At 72.1% G+C, this 16,266-nt stretch carries 13 protein-coding genes; 4 read left to right on the top strand and 9 right to left on the bottom strand.

What is annotated here, in order from left to right:
• Nucleotides 1-36: 36 nt before the first annotated feature.
• Together RI578_RS23675 and RI578_RS23670 are read right to left on the bottom strand one after the other, a co-directional pair.
• Complete coding sequence (locus tag RI578_RS23675; RefSeq protein ID WP_310872947.1) at nucleotides 37-1,806, bottom strand: PQQ-binding-like beta-propeller repeat protein; 1,770 nt, start codon at nucleotides 1,804-1,806, stop codon at nucleotides 37-39.
• Between the two features lie 238 nt (nucleotides 1,807-2,044).
• The gene (locus RI578_RS23670; RefSeq protein WP_310872946.1) at nucleotides 2,045-3,859 is read right to left on the bottom strand and encodes an ABC-F family ATP-binding cassette domain-containing protein; all 1,815 of its coding nucleotides are present in this window, start codon (nucleotides 3,857-3,859) and stop codon (nucleotides 2,045-2,047) included.
• 155 nt (nucleotides 3,860-4,014) lie between these two features.
• Here RI578_RS23670 and RI578_RS23665 point away from each other — a divergent pair, with 155 nt between their 5' ends.
• On the top strand, nucleotides 4,015-4,611 hold the full coding sequence (locus RI578_RS23665; RefSeq protein ID WP_399063167.1) for a Uma2 family endonuclease: 597 nt from the start codon (nucleotides 4,015-4,017) through the stop codon (nucleotides 4,609-4,611).
• 12 nt (nucleotides 4,612-4,623) lie between these two features.
• Here the strand turns inward: RI578_RS23665 and RI578_RS23660 are convergent, their stop codons facing one another.
• The 6 genes from RI578_RS23660 to rsmI all read right to left on the bottom strand — a co-directional run bounded on the left by RI578_RS23660 (nucleotide 4,624) and on the right by rsmI (nucleotide 10,320).
• Entirely contained in the window at nucleotides 4,624-5,520 is an 897-nt protein-coding gene (locus tag RI578_RS23660) for a 4-(cytidine 5'-diphospho)-2-C-methyl-D-erythritol kinase (RefSeq protein ID WP_310872944.1), read from the bottom strand.
• Nucleotides 5,521-5,539: 19 nt separating this feature from the next.
• Nucleotides 5,540-6,403: a 16S rRNA (adenine(1518)-N(6)/adenine(1519)-N(6))-dimethyltransferase RsmA gene (rsmA, locus tag RI578_RS23655; RefSeq protein ID WP_310872943.1), complete on the bottom strand. Its 864-nt coding sequence runs from the start codon at nucleotides 6,401-6,403 to the stop codon at nucleotides 5,540-5,542.
• A gap of 81 nt (nucleotides 6,404-6,484) precedes the next feature.
• Nucleotides 6,485-7,831, bottom strand: coding sequence for a ubiquitin-like domain-containing protein (locus tag RI578_RS23650; RefSeq protein ID WP_399063164.1), 1,347 nt, complete (start codon nucleotides 7,829-7,831; stop codon nucleotides 6,485-6,487).
• A gap of 64 nt (nucleotides 7,832-7,895) precedes the next feature.
• A complete protein-coding gene (locus RI578_RS23645; protein WP_310872941.1) occupies nucleotides 7,896-8,786 on the bottom strand; it encodes a TatD family hydrolase in 891 nt (296 codons plus the stop codon).
• 42 nt (nucleotides 8,787-8,828) lie between these two features.
• On the bottom strand, nucleotides 8,829-9,266 hold the full coding sequence (locus tag RI578_RS23640) for a hypothetical protein (protein WP_310872940.1): 438 nt from the start codon (nucleotides 9,264-9,266) through the stop codon (nucleotides 8,829-8,831).
• Between the two features lie 205 nt (nucleotides 9,267-9,471).
• Nucleotides 9,472-10,320, bottom strand: a complete 849-nt coding sequence (gene rsmI / locus RI578_RS23635; protein WP_310872939.1) for a 16S rRNA (cytidine(1402)-2'-O)-methyltransferase — start codon at nucleotides 10,318-10,320, stop codon at nucleotides 9,472-9,474.
• Nucleotides 10,321-10,429: 109 nt separating this feature from the next.
• Here rsmI and RI578_RS23630 point away from each other — a divergent pair, with 109 nt between their 5' ends.
• The 3 genes from RI578_RS23630 to RI578_RS23620 all read left to right on the top strand — a co-directional run bounded on the left by RI578_RS23630 (nucleotide 10,430) and on the right by RI578_RS23620 (nucleotide 15,757).
• Entirely contained in the window at nucleotides 10,430-12,175 is a 1,746-nt protein-coding gene (locus RI578_RS23630; RefSeq protein WP_310872938.1) for a phospholipid carrier-dependent glycosyltransferase, read from the top strand.
• 166 nt (nucleotides 12,176-12,341) lie between these two features.
• The gene (locus tag RI578_RS23625; protein ID WP_310872937.1) at nucleotides 12,342-13,973 is read left to right on the top strand and encodes a penicillin-binding transpeptidase domain-containing protein; all 1,632 of its coding nucleotides are present in this window, start codon (nucleotides 12,342-12,344) and stop codon (nucleotides 13,971-13,973) included.
• A 113-nt stretch (nucleotides 13,974-14,086) separates the two neighbouring features.
• Complete coding sequence (locus RI578_RS23620) at nucleotides 14,087-15,757, top strand: penicillin-binding transpeptidase domain-containing protein (RefSeq protein WP_310872936.1); 1,671 nt, start codon at nucleotides 14,087-14,089, stop codon at nucleotides 15,755-15,757.
• Nucleotides 15,758-15,799: 42 nt separating this feature from the next.
• On the opposite strand, the gene RI578_RS23615 is transcribed toward RI578_RS23620, so the two are convergent.
• On the bottom strand, nucleotides 15,800-16,183 hold the full coding sequence (locus RI578_RS23615) for an SsgA family sporulation/cell division regulator (RefSeq protein ID WP_310872935.1): 384 nt from the start codon (nucleotides 16,181-16,183) through the stop codon (nucleotides 15,800-15,802).
• Nucleotides 16,184-16,266 lie beyond the last annotated feature (83 nt).

The following is a 16,266-nucleotide window of genomic DNA, read 5'->3' as shown; positions in this document are numbered from 1 at the left end:
CGGGCCGGGCTGATCGCACGGGTCGGGCGGAGAAGGTCACTTGCCGAAGGCGAGCATCAACTTCTCCTTCGACTCGTCGTTGCCGGTCAGGCGGGTGGTGGAGATGTAGAAGCGCCCGTCGACCCAGTCGATGTCCTTGGAGTAGAAGCTGTTCTCGATGTCCGCGACACCCTGCGGGTTCTGCAGCAGCTTGACCGGCTTGTGGCTGCTGCCGCCGGTCGCGATCGACACGACCTGGCCGCCGGCGTCATAGGACGGCTGCACGTAGGCGATGAGCTGGTCGCCCTCGACCCGCAGCGGCATCATCGACTCGTCCGCGGGGGACTTCGCGCGCCACTTCTCCTTGCCGGTGGTGAGGTTGATCGCGACGATCTCGTTGGCGCCGCTGGTCGCCTCGGTCGGCAGGTAGAGCGTGCCCGCGGCGACGGCGACGCCCGCGCAGCCCTGGAGGTCGCGGTCGAGGATGGCCCAGCCGCACTCGGGGGCGAAGTCCTCGTCGACGCCGACCTGTTCGAGGACCTTGCCCTTGGAGGTGAAGGTGGAGATGTTCCAGACCTTCTTGTCCTCGTCGGTGGCGTAGACGACGAGCGGGTCGACGGAGTAGGCGCGCTCGACCCGCCAGCCCTTCTCGTACTTGTAGGTCCACAGGACCTTGCCGGTCTTCGGGTCGAGGCCCTGGACCTCGTCGTGCTCGTTGTTGCCGCCGGCGCCGCAGGAGGCGACCTGGATGATCGTCTTCGGGCCGCTCGCGAAGCCGGCGGGGAAGCAGGCGTCGCCGTACCGCTTCTTGTCGTACAGCTTCTTGCCGCTGCGGACGTCGTAGGCGGTGCCGGACTGGGAGCGGCCGACCATCAGGATGTCGCCGCTGACGTTCAGTTCGACGGAGAGGGTGGTGTCGAAGAGTTCACCGTCCTCGACCTCCTCCTTCCAGCCCTTCTCGCCGGTGGCGAGGTCGATCTCCTGCATCTGGTTGCACTTGGCGCGGTCGCTGGAGCCGCTCATGTAGGCGACGACGATCTTGTCGGCGGCCGTCTTCTCCGGGGTGACCGCGCAGATCTTCTCCGGGAAGGCGATCGGGTCCCAGCTGGGCTTGCCGTCGCCGACGTCGTAGGCGAAGACCTGCTTGTACGCCGCCTTCACCGCGGTCTCGCCGGTGATCCACATGCCGGGGGCGTCGGCGCCGGAACCGGGGGCGTCGGGCGCCTCCTTGTACCAGAGCACCTTGGACTCACCGGCCTGGCGGCCCTCGTTGAGGTCCTCGGGGTCCTCGCCGCCGTCGCCGCTGCCGTCACCGGGGTTGACCGGGGCGCCGCCGGAGCCGGAGGGCTTGGGGTCGTCGCTCTTGCCGGCGACGGGCTTCTTGTCCTTGTCGTCGCCGCTGTTCGCGGTGACCGCCCACACGCTGCCGCCGATGACGAGCAGGGCCGCGACGGCCGCGACGACGGCCAGGGCGGGCTTGCCCTTGAAGGGGTTGCGGGACCCGGAGCCGCCGGGCGGCGGGGTGCCGGGCGCGCCCGGGAACTGCGGCTGCGGATAGCCGTAGCCGGGCTGCTGGCCGTACGGACCCGGCTGCTGGGGCTGGGCGTACGGGCCGGAGTTGTACGGGCCCGGCTGTCCGTAGGGACCGGGCTGACCCGGTTGTCCCGGCTGCTGCTGCGGGTAGCCGTACCCCGGCTGCGGCTGCTGCGGCGGACCGGGCGGCGGGCCCTGCGGGGGCGGCGGGGTCGGTGCCCCGAAGCCTCCCGGCGGTGGATCCTGCGGTGCTCCGAAGCCACCCTGCGGCGGCTGGTTGGGCGGCTGGCTCATCAGCGCGTTCCCCCTTATTACTCACTGATTTCTAGCCACGCCCCCGAGGTACGCGCTGGCCTCGGAGTCGTTTGACGGCAGTCACTCAGACAGTTCTCGGACGGCCTTTCTATCACCCGGGCAGGACGGCACACCGGGCCGCGTCCGCCCCTGTTCCCAAGGGAGGACCGGCCCGTGATGCCTCTGTTACGGGCCTTCACGCCCTCTTCACGCCCTGCGCGCCCGCCGCGCGCAGGGGTCAGGCGTCCTCCGCCAGTTCCAGCCAGCGCATTTCCAGCTCCTCGCGCTGACCGGCCAGTTCGCGCAGCTCGGCGTCCAGTTCGGCCACCTTCGCGAAGTCGGTGGCGTTCTCGGCGATCCGCGCGTGCAGCTTGGTCTCCTTCTCGGAGACCTTGTCCAGCTGCCGTTCGATCTTCTGGAGTTCCTTCTTGGCGGCCCGCACGTCGGCGGCGCTCTTCTCGGGCGCCTCCGCGGCCGGCTTCGCGGCCGCCGCGAGTACGGTGGCCGCGGCCGCCTCCTCCATGCGCCGGCGCCGCTCCAGGTACTCGTCGATACCGCGCGGCAGCATCCGGAGCGCGCCGTCGCCTAGCAGGGCGAAGACCCGGTCGGTGGTGCGCTCCACGAAGAACCGGTCGTGGGAGATGACGATCATCGAGCCGGGCCAGCCGTCGAGGACGTCCTCCAGCTGGGTCAGGGTCTCGATGTCGAGGTCGTTGGTGGGCTCGTCGAGGAAGAGGACGTTGGGCTCGTCCATGAGGAGTCGGAGCAGCTGGAGGCGGCGCCGCTCACCGCCGGACAGGTCGCCGACCGGCGTCCACTGCTTCTCCTTGCCGAAGCCGAACGTCTCGCACAGCTGCCCGGCGGTCATCTCCCGGCCCTTGCCGAGGTCGACGCGCTCGCGGACGCGCTGCACGGCTTCCAACACCCGCCAGGTCGGGTCGAGTTCGGCGACCTCCTGGGACAGGTACGCCAGCTTGACGGTCCTGCCGACCTTGACCTGCCCGCCCGCGGGCTGCTGCTCCCCGTCGCTGTACGCCGCGTTCGCGAGGTCCCGCAGCAGGGAGGTCTTGCCGGCGCCGTTGACGCCGACGAGGCCGATGCGGTCGCCGGGGCCGAGCTGCCAGGTGACGTGCTTGAGCAGCACCTTGGGGCCGGCCTGGACGGTGACGTCCTCCAGGTCGAACACGGTCTTCCCGAGCCGCGACGACGCGAACTTCATCAGCTCGCTGCTGTCCCGGGGCGGCGGCACGTCGGCGATCAGCTCGTTGGCGGCCTCGACGCGGAAGCGGGGCTTGGAGGTGCGGGCGGGGGCGCCGCGCCGGAGCCAGGCCAGCTCCTTGCGGACGAGGTTCTGCCGCTTGGTCTCCTCGGTGGCGGCGATGCGCTCGCGCTCGGCGCGGGCGAAGACGTAGTCGGAGTAGCCGCCCTCGTACTCGAAGACGTCGCCGCGCTGCACGTCCCACATGCGGGTGCAGACCTGGTCGAGGAACCACCGGTCGTGGGTGACGCAGACGAGGGCGGAGCGGCGCTCGCGCAGGTGCTTGGCGAGCCAGGCGATGCCCTCGACGTCGAGGTGGTTGGTGGGCTCGTCGAGGACGACGAGGTCCTGTTCGTCGATGAGCAGCTTGGCGAGCGCGATCCGGCGCCGCTCACCGCCGGAGAGCGGCCCGATGACGGTGTCCAGACCTTGCGGGAAGCCGGGCATGTCCAGCCCGCCGAACAGCCCGGTCAGCACGTCCCTGATCTTGGCGTTGCCGGCCCACTCGTGGTCGGCCAGGTCCCCGATGACCTCGTGCCGGACGGTGGCCTCGGGGTCGAGGGAGTCGTGCTGGGTGAGCACGCCGAGCCGCAGCCCGCCGGAGTGGGTGACGCGGCCGGTGTCGGGCTCCTCCAGCTTGGCGAGCATCCGGATCATGGTCGTCTTGCCGTCGCCGTTGCGGCCGACGACACCGATGCGGTCCCCTTCGGAGACGCCGAGGGACACGCCGTCGAGGAGGGCACGGGTGCCGTACACCTTGGTGGCGTTCTCGACATTGACCAGGTTGACGGCCATTTCTCTCCTGACTGGGGGACGATCAGCCTTCAAGCGTAGGCCCTCCGGGGGGTGGGGTGGGGCGGACGGGGGTCGTCACTCTTTGTGGTGACGTATGTCGGACCACCCGGCTACGGTGGGGAGCAGGCAGCAGCATCCCGTCCATGGGAGGAATCATGACCGCCGAGTCCGTAGAGCACCGCCACCAGCGTTGGCCGGTGCCGCCCGTGGACGGTTACACCGTGGACGACCTGTTCACACTGCCTGATCTCCCGCCGCACACCGAGTTGATCGACGGGAGCCTGGTTTTCGTGAGTCCGCAGCGCCGCTTCCACGCGAATGTGATCGACCTTCTGGTCTGGGGGCTGCGCGCAGGGTTGCCCGCCGAGTTCAGGGTCAGTCGGGAGATGACCACCATCCTCGACCGGCGCAACGGGCCGGAGCCCGACGTGAGCGTCATCCGTGCCGAGGCGGTCACCGGGCCGGCGCAGACGAGCTACAAGGCCAAGGACGTCCTCCTCGCCGTCGAGGTCGTCTCCCCGGACTCCGAGTCGCGCGATCGCACGACCAAACCCCAGAAGTACGCCGCCGCCGGTATCCCGAACTTCTGGCGCGTCGAGCAAGGCGGTACGGACGGCAGGCCGGTCGTCCACGTCTACGAACTCGAACCGGTGACAAAGGCATACGTACACACGGGAATCCACCGTGACCGCATCAAGGTCGACAAGCCCTACGTCATCGACATCGACCTGACGGCCGTCGACGAACTCTGAGCCGGTCCTCCCTCACACCACCGAAGCCCCCGCCACCGCCCCCACCGCCGTACGCACGTCACGGCAGGTGCCCGACGCCCGCAGCACCCCGGCGATGTCGGAAGCCGACCGCGCGTCGGTCGCGAGGAAGGCCGTCGTCGGGCCCGACCCCGAGACCAGGGCCGCCAGCGCACCCGCCGCCCGCCCCGCCGCGAGGGTGTCGGACAGCTCGGGGAAGAGGGAGAGCGCGGCCGGCTGGAGGTCGTTGGTGACGGCGACGGCGAGTGCGGCGGTGTCGCCCTTGGCGAGGGCGTCGAGCACGGGCTGCGCGGCGACCGGCTCCGGAATGTCCAGGCCCTCCCCGAGCCGGTCGAACTCGCGGAAGACGGCCGGCGTGGACAGGCCGCGCGCGGCCATCGCGAAGACCCAGTGGAAGTCGCCGCCGACCTCCAGCTCCGTCAGCTTCTCGCCCCGCCCGGTGCCGAGCGCCGCCCCGCCGACCAGGCTGAACGGCACGTCGCTGCCCAGCTCGGCGCAGATCGCGAGCAGCTCGGCACGGGAGGCGCCGGTGCCCCACAGGGCGTCGCAGGCGACCAGCGCGCCCGCGCCGTCGGCGCTGCCGCCCGCCATACCGCCGGCGACGGGGATGTCCTTGGCGATGTGCAGGTGGACGTCGGGTTCGCGGCCGTATCGCGCGGCCAGCGCCTCGGCAGCCCGTGCCGCGAGGTTGGTGCGGTCGAGGGGGACCTGGTCGGCGTCCGGGCCCTCGCACGTGACGCGGAGTCCGTCGGCGGCCGGGGTCGCGGTGATCTCGTCGCACAGGGAGACGGCGAGGAAGACGTTGGCCAGGTCGTGGAAGCCGTCGGGGCGGGCGGCGCCGACCGCGAGCTGGACATTGACCTTGGCGGGGACGCGGACCGTCACGCTCACTTGCTCGTCACTCCTCGTGTTAGGCGGTACGACGCTCGGCGATACGCGCGAACTCTTCCACGGTCAGCGCCTCCCCGCGCGCCTGCGGCGACACGCCCGCGGCGACGAGGGCGGCCTCGGCGGCCGCCGCCGAACCGGCCCACCCCGCGAGGGCGGCCCGCAGGGTCTTGCGGCGCTGGGCGAAGGCGGCGTCGACGACGGCGAAGACCTCGCGCCTGGAGGCGGTGGTCTTCAGCGGCTCGGTCCGCCGGACGAGTGACACGAGCCCGCTGTCGACGTTCGGCGCGGGCCAGAAGACGTTGCGGCCGATGGAACCCGCCCGGCGGACCTCGGCGTACCAGTTGGCCTTCACGGAGGGCACGCCGTACACCTTGTTGCCGGGTCCGGCGGCGAGCCGGTCGGCGACCTCGGCCTGGACCATGACGAGGGTGCGCTCGATGGTCGGGAAGGTGTCGAGCATGTGCAGGAGGACGGGCACGGCCACGTTGTACGGCAGGTTGGCGACCAGCGCGGTCGGGGCGGGGCCCGGCAGCTCGGTCACGTGCATCGCGTCGGAGTGGACCAGGGCGAAACGGTCGGCACGCTCGGGCATGCGGGCGGCGACGGTGGCGGGGAGGGCGCCGGCGAGTACGTCGTCGATCTCGACGGCGGTGACCCGGTCGGCGGCCTCCAGCAGGGCCAGGGTGAGCGAGCCGAGACCCGGACCCACCTCGACCACCACGTCGTCGGGGCGTACCTCGGCGGTGCGGACGATACGGCGGACCGTGTTCGCGTCGATCACGAAGTTCTGGCCGCGCTGCTTGGTGGGGCGTACGCCGAGCGCTGCCGCGAGTTCGCGGACGTCGGCGGGACCCAGGAGGGCGTCGGGGGTGGGGCTGCTCACCCCGCAAGGGTAGCCGGGGGCGGCAGCGGGGCCGTCCGGACCGGGAAGGGCGGGCGCGCGGTGGTCCGGGACCGTCGCCGGTCAGCCCTGCAGTCGTGCCCCGCAGTGCGGCCACGAGTCGGCGCCGCTGCGTACGTACAGCTTCTTCGCGCGGTACGTCTGTTCCGATGCCGGCGCGTCCTGGGGGCGGCCCTCGCCGCCGAGGCTCTGCCAGGTGTGGGTGTCGAACTGGTAGAGGCCCCCGTACGTCCCCGAGGGGTCGACGGCGTCCGGGCGGCCGCCCGACTCGCACGCGGCCAGGCCCTGCCAGTTCAGGTGGTCGGCGCCCCGCACGGACGTCGGCCGGGCGCGGGTGCCGACCCGCACGATCTGCGGGCTGGGTTCGCGCACCACCTCGGTGTGCAGCCGGCGCGGCTTCTCGCGGACGCCGTTGACGGTGCGCAGCGCGTAGGTGGTGCGGCGCAGACCGGGCCGGCCCGCCTGCTCGACGACCTCGGTGCCCCGGTAGAGGGTGGCGTCCTCGGCGCGCCGCACGTCGAACGGGATCGGGTCCTCGTGGACCTCCTGGGAGCCGGTGATCCGCAGCACCGTGACGGTCTGCCCGTCGCGGGGGAAGCCGGTCGCCGGGACGGAGGTGGTGTCCTGGCCGCGCAGGGTGACCCCGGCCTCCTCGACGGCCTCGCTCACGGTCGCGGCGTTGGTGCGCACGGTGCGGGCCCGGCCGTCCGCCATGACCGTCACCACCCGCTCGGTCCGTACGTTCAGGGCGAGGCCCTCGCGTCCGATGCGCCGGGAGCCCTCGGTGGACAGGTACGCGCCCTCCGTCCGCACGCCGAGTTGCCGCAGCGCCCCCGCCACCGTCTCCGCGGTCGTCCACACCTGGCGCCGGTGGCCGTCGAGGGTGAGCAGGACGGGCCGTCCGTAGCGGACGGAGACCTCCTCGCCGCTGGTGAGCGGGGTGCCGGGCGCGGGCACGATCACGTCGTGGGCGCCCACCTCGACGCCCTCCCGCGCGAGCAGTTCGGTCACGTCGTCGGCGAAGGTGTGCAGTGTGCGCGGGGTGCCGTCGACGGTCAGCTCCACCGCCTTGTCCTTGGCGACGAAGGCGGTGGTGCCGCCCGCGAGGAACGCCACGACCAGCGCACGCGGCAGCAGCCGGCGCAGCGAGCCGTCCGCGCGCCCGGCGCACCGCTCCCGGCGCCGGCGCGCGGCCCGGCCGTCGCCCGGCACGGGAGCGGGGGTCCGGGGAGCACCCTGTCGGGGCAGCGCGGGCCCGGTCGGCTCGTGGGCGGGGCGGTAGGTGTCGCCGTACGCCAGGGTCGGTGCGCTGTGCACGTCGTACGGTGCGTGCGTCTCGTGGGTCGCGAAGGTTTCGGACTGCGTTGTGCTCACGCCGACACGCTCCAGGGGTCCGGATCGGGCCCCCAGAACCTAGCGGAGCGTTCGTCGCTCTCCAAAGCGACGCGACTACGCAGCGTGGCGCGACTCCCGCTCAGTACCCGAAGGCGCGGGCCGTGTTCGCGGCCAGGGCCGTCGCCAGCGTGTCCTCGTCGACCGCCCGCACGTCGGCCATGGCACGCACCGTGACCGGCACCAGGTAGGGCGCGTTGGGCCTGCCCCGGTAGGGCACCGGCGTCAGGAACGGCGCGTCGGTCTCCACCAGGACCAGCTCGGGCGGGGCGACCGCGAGCGCGTCGCGCAGGTTCTGGGCGTTCTTGAAGGTGACGTTGCCGGCGAAGGACATGTAGTACCCGGCGCTCGCGCAGATCTCGGCCATCTCCGCGTCGCCGGAGTAGCAGTGGAAGACGGTGCGCTCGGGGGCGCCCTCCTCCTTGAGGACGCGCAGGACGTCGGCGTGGGCGTCGCGGTCGTGGATGACCAGGGCCTTGCCGTGCCGTTTGGCGATCTCGATGTGGGCGCGGAAGGACCGCTCCTGGGCCGCCTTGCCCTCGGGGCCGGTGCGGAAGTAGTCGAGGCCCGTCTCGCCGACGCCCTTGACCTGCGGGAGCGCGGCCAGCCGGTCGATCTCGGCGAGGGCGTCGTCGAGCGCCGCGTCCCCGCCGGGCTCGCGCGCCCCCTGCCGCGACCAGCCGTCGGGGTCCCCGTGCACGATCCGCGGCGCCTCGTTGGGGTGCAGGGCGACGGTGGCGTGGACGGCGTCGTGCGCCGCCGCCGTCTCGGCCGCCCAGCGGGAGCCGGCGAGGTCGCAGCCGACCTGGACGACCGCGGTGACCCCGACCGACGCGGCCTTGGCGAGAGCCTCCTCCACCGTGCCCGACTGCATGTCGAGGTGGGTGTGCGAGTCGGCGACCGGCACCCGGAGGGGCTCGGAGAGCGGGGGCGCGTCGTTCTTGTCGGACCGGCCGGCGGCGTTCGAAGGCATGCCTCCGATCCTACGAAAGGTGCCCCGGGTCCGGAACGGCCGTCAGCTCGCCCTGCGGTGCAGGTGCAGGGCGTTCAGGAGGTCGGCCAGGTGCCAGTGCCGGCGCTCGGGGGTGAGCCCCGGCGCCCCGGGTCCCGGCGCCTGGGGCACCTGCGGCACCTCCAGGGGGCCGGCCGGCGGCACCCGGTGGAGGCCGTGCGAGGCGCCGCGCACCGAGGCGACCCGCCCCGGCCGCATGATCCGTACGAGGTGGTTGCCGCAGTTGTCGCAGGTCGGCCGGGTCAGCGGGGAGGGCACGACCCGGCCGTCCGTGACGTAGAGCACGAACTCGTTGCCGCCGGCGTCCTTGTGGTGCTCGATCTCGAACGACTGCTCCCAGCCGTGCCCGCAGCGCATGCAGGCGAAGGAGTACGACTCGTGGACGACGGCGGTGGCTCCGGCGCGCAGTCCGGTCCGCGCCGCACTCTCACTCGTGCTCATCCCGGCTCCTTCGGTTCGCTGGGCGATCCTTGTTCGCTCCTTCCTTCAGTGGACTCCTCCACCAGCGGGAAAGCACCGGATCTGCCGAGTGTTTGAGTCGATTTGGGTCGCCCTTGGCGCAAGGGACCGAATGGTCAGGAGCGGGTCAAGCGCGGCCGGATCGCGACCGTAAGGAAGAGCAGGACCGTAAGGAAGATCAGGCCCGTCAGGCCCCCGCGTTCTTCGCCGCCACCACCGCGTCGAACACCTCTCGCTTGGGCAGGCCCACCTGTGCGGCCACCGCGGCGATCGCCTCCTTGCGCCGCTCCCCCGCCTCCTCGCGCACCCGCACCCGGCGCACCAGTTCCTCCGCGCCGACCTCCTCGGCCCCCTGTTCCGGCGCGCCCTCGACGACGACGGTGATCTCACCGCGCACCCCCTCGGCGGCCCACGCGGCCAGCTCGCCGAGGCCGCCGCGCCTGACCTCCTCGTAGGTCTTGGTCAGCTCCCGGCAGACAGCGGCCCGCCGGTCGGCGCCGAAGACCTCGGCCATGGCGGCGAGGGTGTCGTCGACGCGGTGGGTGGACTCGAAGTAGACGAGGGTGCGGCGCTCCCCGGCCACCTCGCGCAGCCGGGTCAGCCGCTCGCCGGCCTTGCGCGGCAGAAAGCCCTCGAAGCAGAACCGGTCGACCGGCAGTCCGGACAGGGCGAGCGCGGTGAGCACGGCGGACGGGCCGGGCACGGCGGTGACCCGCACGTCCCGCTCGACGGCGGCGGCGACCAGCCGGTAGCCCGGGTCGGACACGGACGGCATCCCGGCGTCGGTCACGAGCAGCACGCGCGCGCCGCCCGCCAGCTCCTCGACCAGCTCGGGCGTACGGGCGGACTCGTTGCCCTCGAAGTACGACACGACACGCCCTCGGGGCGTGACGCCGAGCGCCTGGGTGAGCCGGCGCAGCCGCCGGGTGTCCTCGGCGGCGACGACGTCCGCGCCGGCCAGTTCCTCGGCGAGCCGCGGCGGGGCGTCCCGGACGTCGCCGATGGGGGTGCCCGCGAGTACAAGGGTTCCAGTCACTCCCCCATCCTCCCAGGGACGGGCGGACGTCCTGCCGGGAGGACGCATCCGGACCACCGGTGAGGGCCATGCGCGGGACGCGCACAGTACGGTTCCCTACGATGGCGCGGTGACCAGTACCGCGTCCTCCACGGACACCCGGCAGGACCAGGCCCCGCACGACCGGCGGCCCCCCTGGCAGCAGCGGCTGCGCCGCTTCGGCTACACGGCGGGGCCCGCGGCCGGCGACGTCCGCGACCGGCTGGTGCCGCCGTACACGAGCCCCGGTCCTCGCCTGTGGGCCTTCCTGGGCCTGGCCAAGGCGCCGGCCGACCGGATCGTGCGCTGGTCGGCGTGGGGCGGGCCGTTGCTGGTGGCGCTCTTCGCGGGCGTGCTGCGGTTCTGGAACCTGGGCAGCCCGAAGGCGGTGATATTCGACGAGACGTACTACGCCAAGGACGCCTGGTCGCTGATCCACCGCGGTTTCGAGGTCAACTGGGACAAGAACGCCAACGACCTGATCCTGAACTCGGGCGGTGACGTCCCGATCCCGACGGACGCGGCGTACGTCGTGCATCCGCCGGTCGGCAAGTACGTCATCGGCCTGGGCGAACTTCTGTTCGGGTTCGACCCGTTCGGCTGGCGGTTCATGACGGCCCTGCTCGGCACGCTGTCGGTGCTGCTGCTGTGCCGGATCGGCAGGCGGCTGTTCCGCTCGACCTTCCTCGGGTGCCTGGCGGGCGCGCTGATGGCGGTGGACGGGCTGCACTTCGTGATGAGCCGCACCGCGCTGCTGGACAGCGTGCTGATGTTCTTCGTGCTGGCGGCCTTCGGCTGCCTGGTCGCCGACCGCGACCGGTCCCGCGGGAAACTCGCCGCCGCGCTGCCGGTGGACGACGACGGCCTGGTCCGCCCGGACGCGCACATCGCCGAGACGTTCCGGCTCGGGTGGCGTCCCTGGCGGCTGGCGGCGGGGCTGATGCTGGGCCTGGCCGCGGCCACCAAGTGGAACGGCCTGTACATCATGGCGGCCTTCTGTGTGATGGCCGTGCTCTGGGACGTCGGCACCCGCCGGGTCGCGGGCGCCCACCGGCCGCATCTGGCGGTGCTGAAGTACGACCTGGGCTGGGCGTTCCTGTCGACGGTGCCGGTCGCGCTCGGCACGTACGTCCTGTCCTGGCTGGGCTGGATCCTCTCCCCCGCCGACGGCAGCGGCGGCTACTACCGCGACTGGGCGGCGACCGACGGCAGGAACAGCTCCTGGTCCTGGCTCTTCCCGGACTGGTGGCGCAGCCTGTGGCACTACGAGACGCAGGTGCTCGAGTTCCACACCAACCTCACCTCGCCGCACACCTACCAGTCGAACCCCTGGAGCTGGATCGTCCTGGGCCGTCCGGTCTCGTACTTCTACGAGTCGCCGGCGCCCGGTTCGGACGGCTGCCCGGCCGACGCGGGCGAGAAGTGCGCCCGCGAGGTCCTGGCGCTCGGCACCCCGCTGCTGTGGTGGGTGGGCTGCTTCGCGCTGCTGTACGTCCTGTGGCGCTGGGCCTTCCGCCGCGACTGGCGCGCGGGCGCCATCGCCTGCGGCATCGCGGCCGGCTATCTGCCCTGGTTCCTGTACCAGGAGCGGACGATCTTCCTCTTCTACGCCGTCGTCTTCCTGCCGTTCCTGTGCCTGGCGGTGGCGATGCTGCTGGGGGCGATCGTGGGCCGGCCGGGCTGCGGCGACGCCCGGCGGGTCGCCGGGGCGACGGGCGCGGGCGTACTGGTGCTGCTGATCGCGTGGAACTTCATCTACTTCTGGCCCATCTACACGGGTACGGCGATCCCGATGGAGGACTGGCGGTCGCGTATGTGGCTCGATACCTGGGTCTGAGTCCGGGCCCGAAGACGCCGTATCTCCATTCGGCCAACAAACGGAAACATCCGTCCCGCCGGTCACGCGCTGCACATAGAGTGCAACCCACAACTGCTTCTGAACGTGTTCAAGAGGGCGGACGGAAGTTCTGAACGGGGATCCGGGAACGGGGAGGGGACTGCCGATGGGCAGGGGGGTGAAGGTCGCCGTCATAGGCGGCGTGTTCGCCGTGATGGTGGGCGGGGCCGGGTACGGCGCCTACAACGTCGTGTCGGCGCTGGACGGCGGCGGGGGTTCGGGAGCCGCGGGGACGGCGAAGAAGAGCGGCCCGCCGAGCGTTGACGAGGTCGGGGAGACGACGGAGAAGTTCTTCACGGCCTGGGAGAAGGGTGACGCGACCACGGCGGCGTCGTACACGAACAACGCCACGGTCGCCGGGACGCTGCTCACCGCCTACGGCGAGGCGGCGCACATCACCGACGTCGAGATCACGCCCGGCACGGCGACCGGCACCGCCGTGCCGTTCACCGTGAAGGCGAAGGTGTCGTACGAGGGCGCGACCAAGCCGCTGACGTACAAGAGCAAGCTGACGGTGGTGCGCGGGGAGACCAGCGGACGCGCGTTGGTCGACTGGGAGCCGTCCGTCGTCCATCCGCGGCTGAAGGACGGCGACACCCTGGTCACCGAGGAGTCGGCGACGCCTCAGATCCAGGCGGTCGGCCGTGACGGCACCGTGCTCACGAAGGAGAAGTACCCCTCCCTCGGCCCGGTCCTGGACACGCTGCGCCAGAAGTACGGCGACAAGGCGGGCGGCACCCCCGGTGTCGAGCTGATGGTCCGGCACACGGCCGCCGAGGCCGCCGACACGTCGCTCCTGACGCTGACCGAGGGCGAGCCCGGCAAGCTGGAGACCACGCTCAGCGCGAGCGTGCAGGCGGCGGCCGAGAAGGCGGTGAAGCGGTACGGCGAGTCCTCGGTGGTCGCCGTCAAGCCGAGCACCGGTGAGGTGCTGGCCGTGGCGAACAACCGCGCGGACGGCTTCAACGCGGCCTTCCAGGGGCGCGTCGCCCCCGGCTCCACCATGAAGATCATCACCGCGGCGATGCTCATCGACAACGGTGTGACCTCGATGAACGACCCGGCGCCCTGCCCCGACACGGCGACCTGGCAGAGCCAGACCTTCAAGAACCTCACCGACATGAAGGCCGACATGAGCGCCACCCTCGCCAACACCTTCATGCGGTCCTGCAACACGGGCTTCATCAAGCTCATCGACGAGGACCCACTCACGGACGGCTCGCTGACGGCGGAGGCCGAGGAGCGGTTCGGGCTGAAGGGCGACAACTGGCAGACCGGCATCGTCTCCTTCGACGGCAGCGTGCCCGCGTCCGGCGGCCCGGACCGCGCCGCCAACGCCATCGGCCAGGGCCAGGTCCAGATGAACCCGCTGAACATGGCGTCCGTGACGGCGACCGCCATCACCGGCGAGTTCCGCCAGCCCTACCTGGTCTCGCCCGACCTGGACGACCGGCAGCTCGCCACCGCCAAGGGCCTGCCGCAGAGCACGGCCGCCCAGCTCAAGCAGATGATGCGGCTCACCGCCACGCAGGGCACCGGCGCCGCGGCCATGTCCGGGCTCGGCGGCGACATCGGCGCCAAGACCGGGTCGGCCGAGGTCGACGGTGAGTCCACGTCCGACAGCTGGTTCACCGGCTTCCGGAACGACGTCGCGGCGGCGGCCATGGTCGAGCAGGGCGGCCACGGCGGCGACGCGGCCGGCCCGATCGTGGCGGACGTGCTGCGGGCGGGGGGCTGAGAGGGGCCGGACGCGACGGGTGCCCCTACTGTGGTCGCCGTCGTTGGAAGCATGAGGCAACGAGGGCACCGAGGGACCCCGGGAATCCGGGCGCCGCGGAGGAACGGGACACAGTGGGCAGCAGAAAGGCCGCGGGCGAGCGGCGGAGGACGAAACCCGCCGTGATCGGCAGCGTGGCCGCGGTGGTCGTGGCCGGCGCCGGATTCGGCGCCTACGCGATGTACGGCGGCGGGGCCGGCACCGAGGACGGCGCCCGGACGACGTCCGCGGCCGGGGAGGAGGTGAAGTCGGGCCCCCTCACGGCGGCCGAGGTCACCTCGACGGCCCAGCGGTTCCTGACCGCCTGGCAGCAGGGCGACGTCGCCGGGGCGGCCGCCGCGACCGACGACGCCGAGGCCGCGAAGGCCCTGCTCACCGGCTACGACAAGGACGCCCGGGTCAAGGACGTCAGACTCACCGCGGGCACCCCGGCCGGGGCGGAGGTCCCGTTCGCCGTGAAGGCCACCGTCGCGTACGAGAAGACGACGAAGCCACTGGCGTACGACAGCGCGCTGACCGTCGTCCGCCGGGCCGGCGACGGCGAGCCGCGCGTCGACTGGCACCCCGCCGTCGTCCATCCGGAGCTGAAGGACGGCGACAAACTGGTCACCGGCGAGGCCGGGGCCCCGCCGGTCGAGGCGCTGGACCGGGACGGAGCGGAGCTCACCGCCGCGAAGTACCCGTCGCTCGGCACCGTCCTGGACGGCCTGCGCGAGAAGTACGGCGAGCAGGCCGGCGGCACCCCGGGCATCGAGCTGCGCGTGGTCCGCGGCAAGGAGTCGAAGGCGGCGAAGGCCTCCGACAAGACGCTGCTGGAGCTGAGCGAGGGCACGCCCGGCACCGTGCAGACGACCCTGGACCCCGCCCTCCAGGCCGCCGCCGAGAAGCAGGTGGCCGGCAAGGCGCGGGCGTCGGTGGTCCTGCTGCGCGCCTCCACGGGCGAGGTCCTCGCGGTCGCCAACGGCGGACACGGCTTCAACACCGCCTTCCAGGGCTCGCTGGCTCCCGGCTCCACGATGAAGGTCATCACCGCCTCGATGCTGATCGAGAAGAACCTGGCGTCGATGGACAAGAAGCACCCGTGCCCGAAGTACTTCAGCTACGGCGGCTGGAAGTTCCAGAACGACGACAAGTTCGAGATCAAGGACGGCACCTTCAAGGCGAGCTTCGCCCGTTCCTGCAACACCGCCTTCATCAGTCAGGCCCCCGAGCTGGCCAACGACGACCTGACCAAGCAGGCGAAGGAGGTGTTCGGCCTGTCGATGAACAACTGGTCGGTCGGCGTGCCCACCTTCGACGGCTCGGTGCCGGTGCAGAGCGCGGCCCCGATGGCCGCCTCGCTCATCGGCCAGGGCGGGGTGCGGATGAACCCGCTGAACATGGCGTCCGTGTCGGCGACCGTGAAGTCGGGCAGCTTCCACCAGCCGTACCTGGTCGCCCCGTCGGTCGACGGGCGCAAGCTCGCCACGGCCTCCCGCACGATGTCGTCGTCGACGCTGGCGCAGCTGCGCGAGCTGATGTCCTACACGGCGGTGGCGGGCACCGCCGCGGAGGCGATGGCCGGGGTCGGCGGTGACGCGGGCGCGAAGACCGGCTCGGCGGAGGTCGACGGCCAGGAGAAGCCCAACGGCTGGTTCACCGCGTACAAGGGAGACGTGGCCGCGGCGGGCGTGGTCCAGCAGGGCGGCCACGGCAGCGAGTCGGCGGGCCCGATCGTCGCGGCGCTGCTGAAGAGCGCGGGCTGAGACGGCGGCCGGGCTTCGGCGCGAGCACGCGCGGCCGGTGGCTCAGTGGGCCACCGGCTGGGCCACCGCCGTGTAGGTCCGGCGCAGGAACCGGATGAGCGCCTTGGTCTCGAACTGGACCACGGAGCAGCCCTGCGGGGTGTGGAACTCGACGACCGCCTGCACCCGCCCGCACGGCCACACCCGGACCTCGCCGCTTCCGGCGGGGGCCCGCAGGCCCTGTTCCAGCAGCGCCCGGTCGAAGGTCCACTCACGGAAGCCGGTGCCCGGACCGCGGCCCCGCGCGGGCAGTCCGACGCACACCGACCGCGGGTCGTGCTCGGGGTCGTAGCGCAGCACGACGGGTATCGCTCCGCCGTCGTCCTCGTCGGGAAGGTCCGCGTCCGTCAGAACGTGGGCTCGTGCGTACTGTTCGACAACGGACATCGGATCGCCCCTTGCGCTGTGCCACCTGTGCGAAAGCTCTGCGTCCACCCCTTCTCCAATGTCCCATAATTCCCGGGCCACGC

Origin of the sequence: Streptomyces sp. BB1-1-1 (assembly GCF_031597775.1) — a bacterium.
Lineage (GTDB): Bacteria > Actinomycetota > Actinomycetes > Streptomycetales > Streptomycetaceae > Streptomyces > Streptomyces thinghirensis.
This window is presented reverse-complemented; position numbering and strand designations above follow the sequence as displayed.

What these genes read in the sequence shown, in the direction of transcription:
- RI578_RS23645 (WP_310872941.1), bottom strand. Translation starts at nt 8,786, where the DNA reads ATGCCTTCGAACGCCGCCGGCCGGTCCGACAAGAACGACGCGCCCCCG.
- RI578_RS23615 (WP_310872935.1), bottom strand. Translation starts at nt 16,183, where the DNA reads ATGTCCGTTGTCGAACAGTACGCACGAGCCCACGTTCTGACGGACGCG.
- RI578_RS23640 (WP_310872940.1), bottom strand. Translation starts at nt 9,266, where the DNA reads ATGAGCACGAGTGAGAGTGCGGCGCGGACCGGACTGCGCGCCGGAGCC.
- RI578_RS23625 (WP_310872937.1), top strand. Translation starts at nt 12,342, where the DNA reads ATGGGCAGGGGGGTGAAGGTCGCCGTCATAGGCGGCGTGTTCGCCGTG.
- RI578_RS23665 (WP_399063167.1), top strand. Translation starts at nt 4,015, where the DNA reads ATGACCGCCGAGTCCGTAGAGCACCGCCACCAGCGTTGGCCGGTGCCG.
- RI578_RS23670 (WP_310872946.1), bottom strand. Translation starts at nt 3,859, where the DNA reads ATGGCCGTCAACCTGGTCAATGTCGAGAACGCCACCAAGGTGTACGGC.
- RI578_RS23675 (WP_310872947.1), bottom strand. Translation starts at nt 1,806, where the DNA reads ATGAGCCAGCCGCCCAACCAGCCGCCGCAGGGTGGCTTCGGAGCACCG.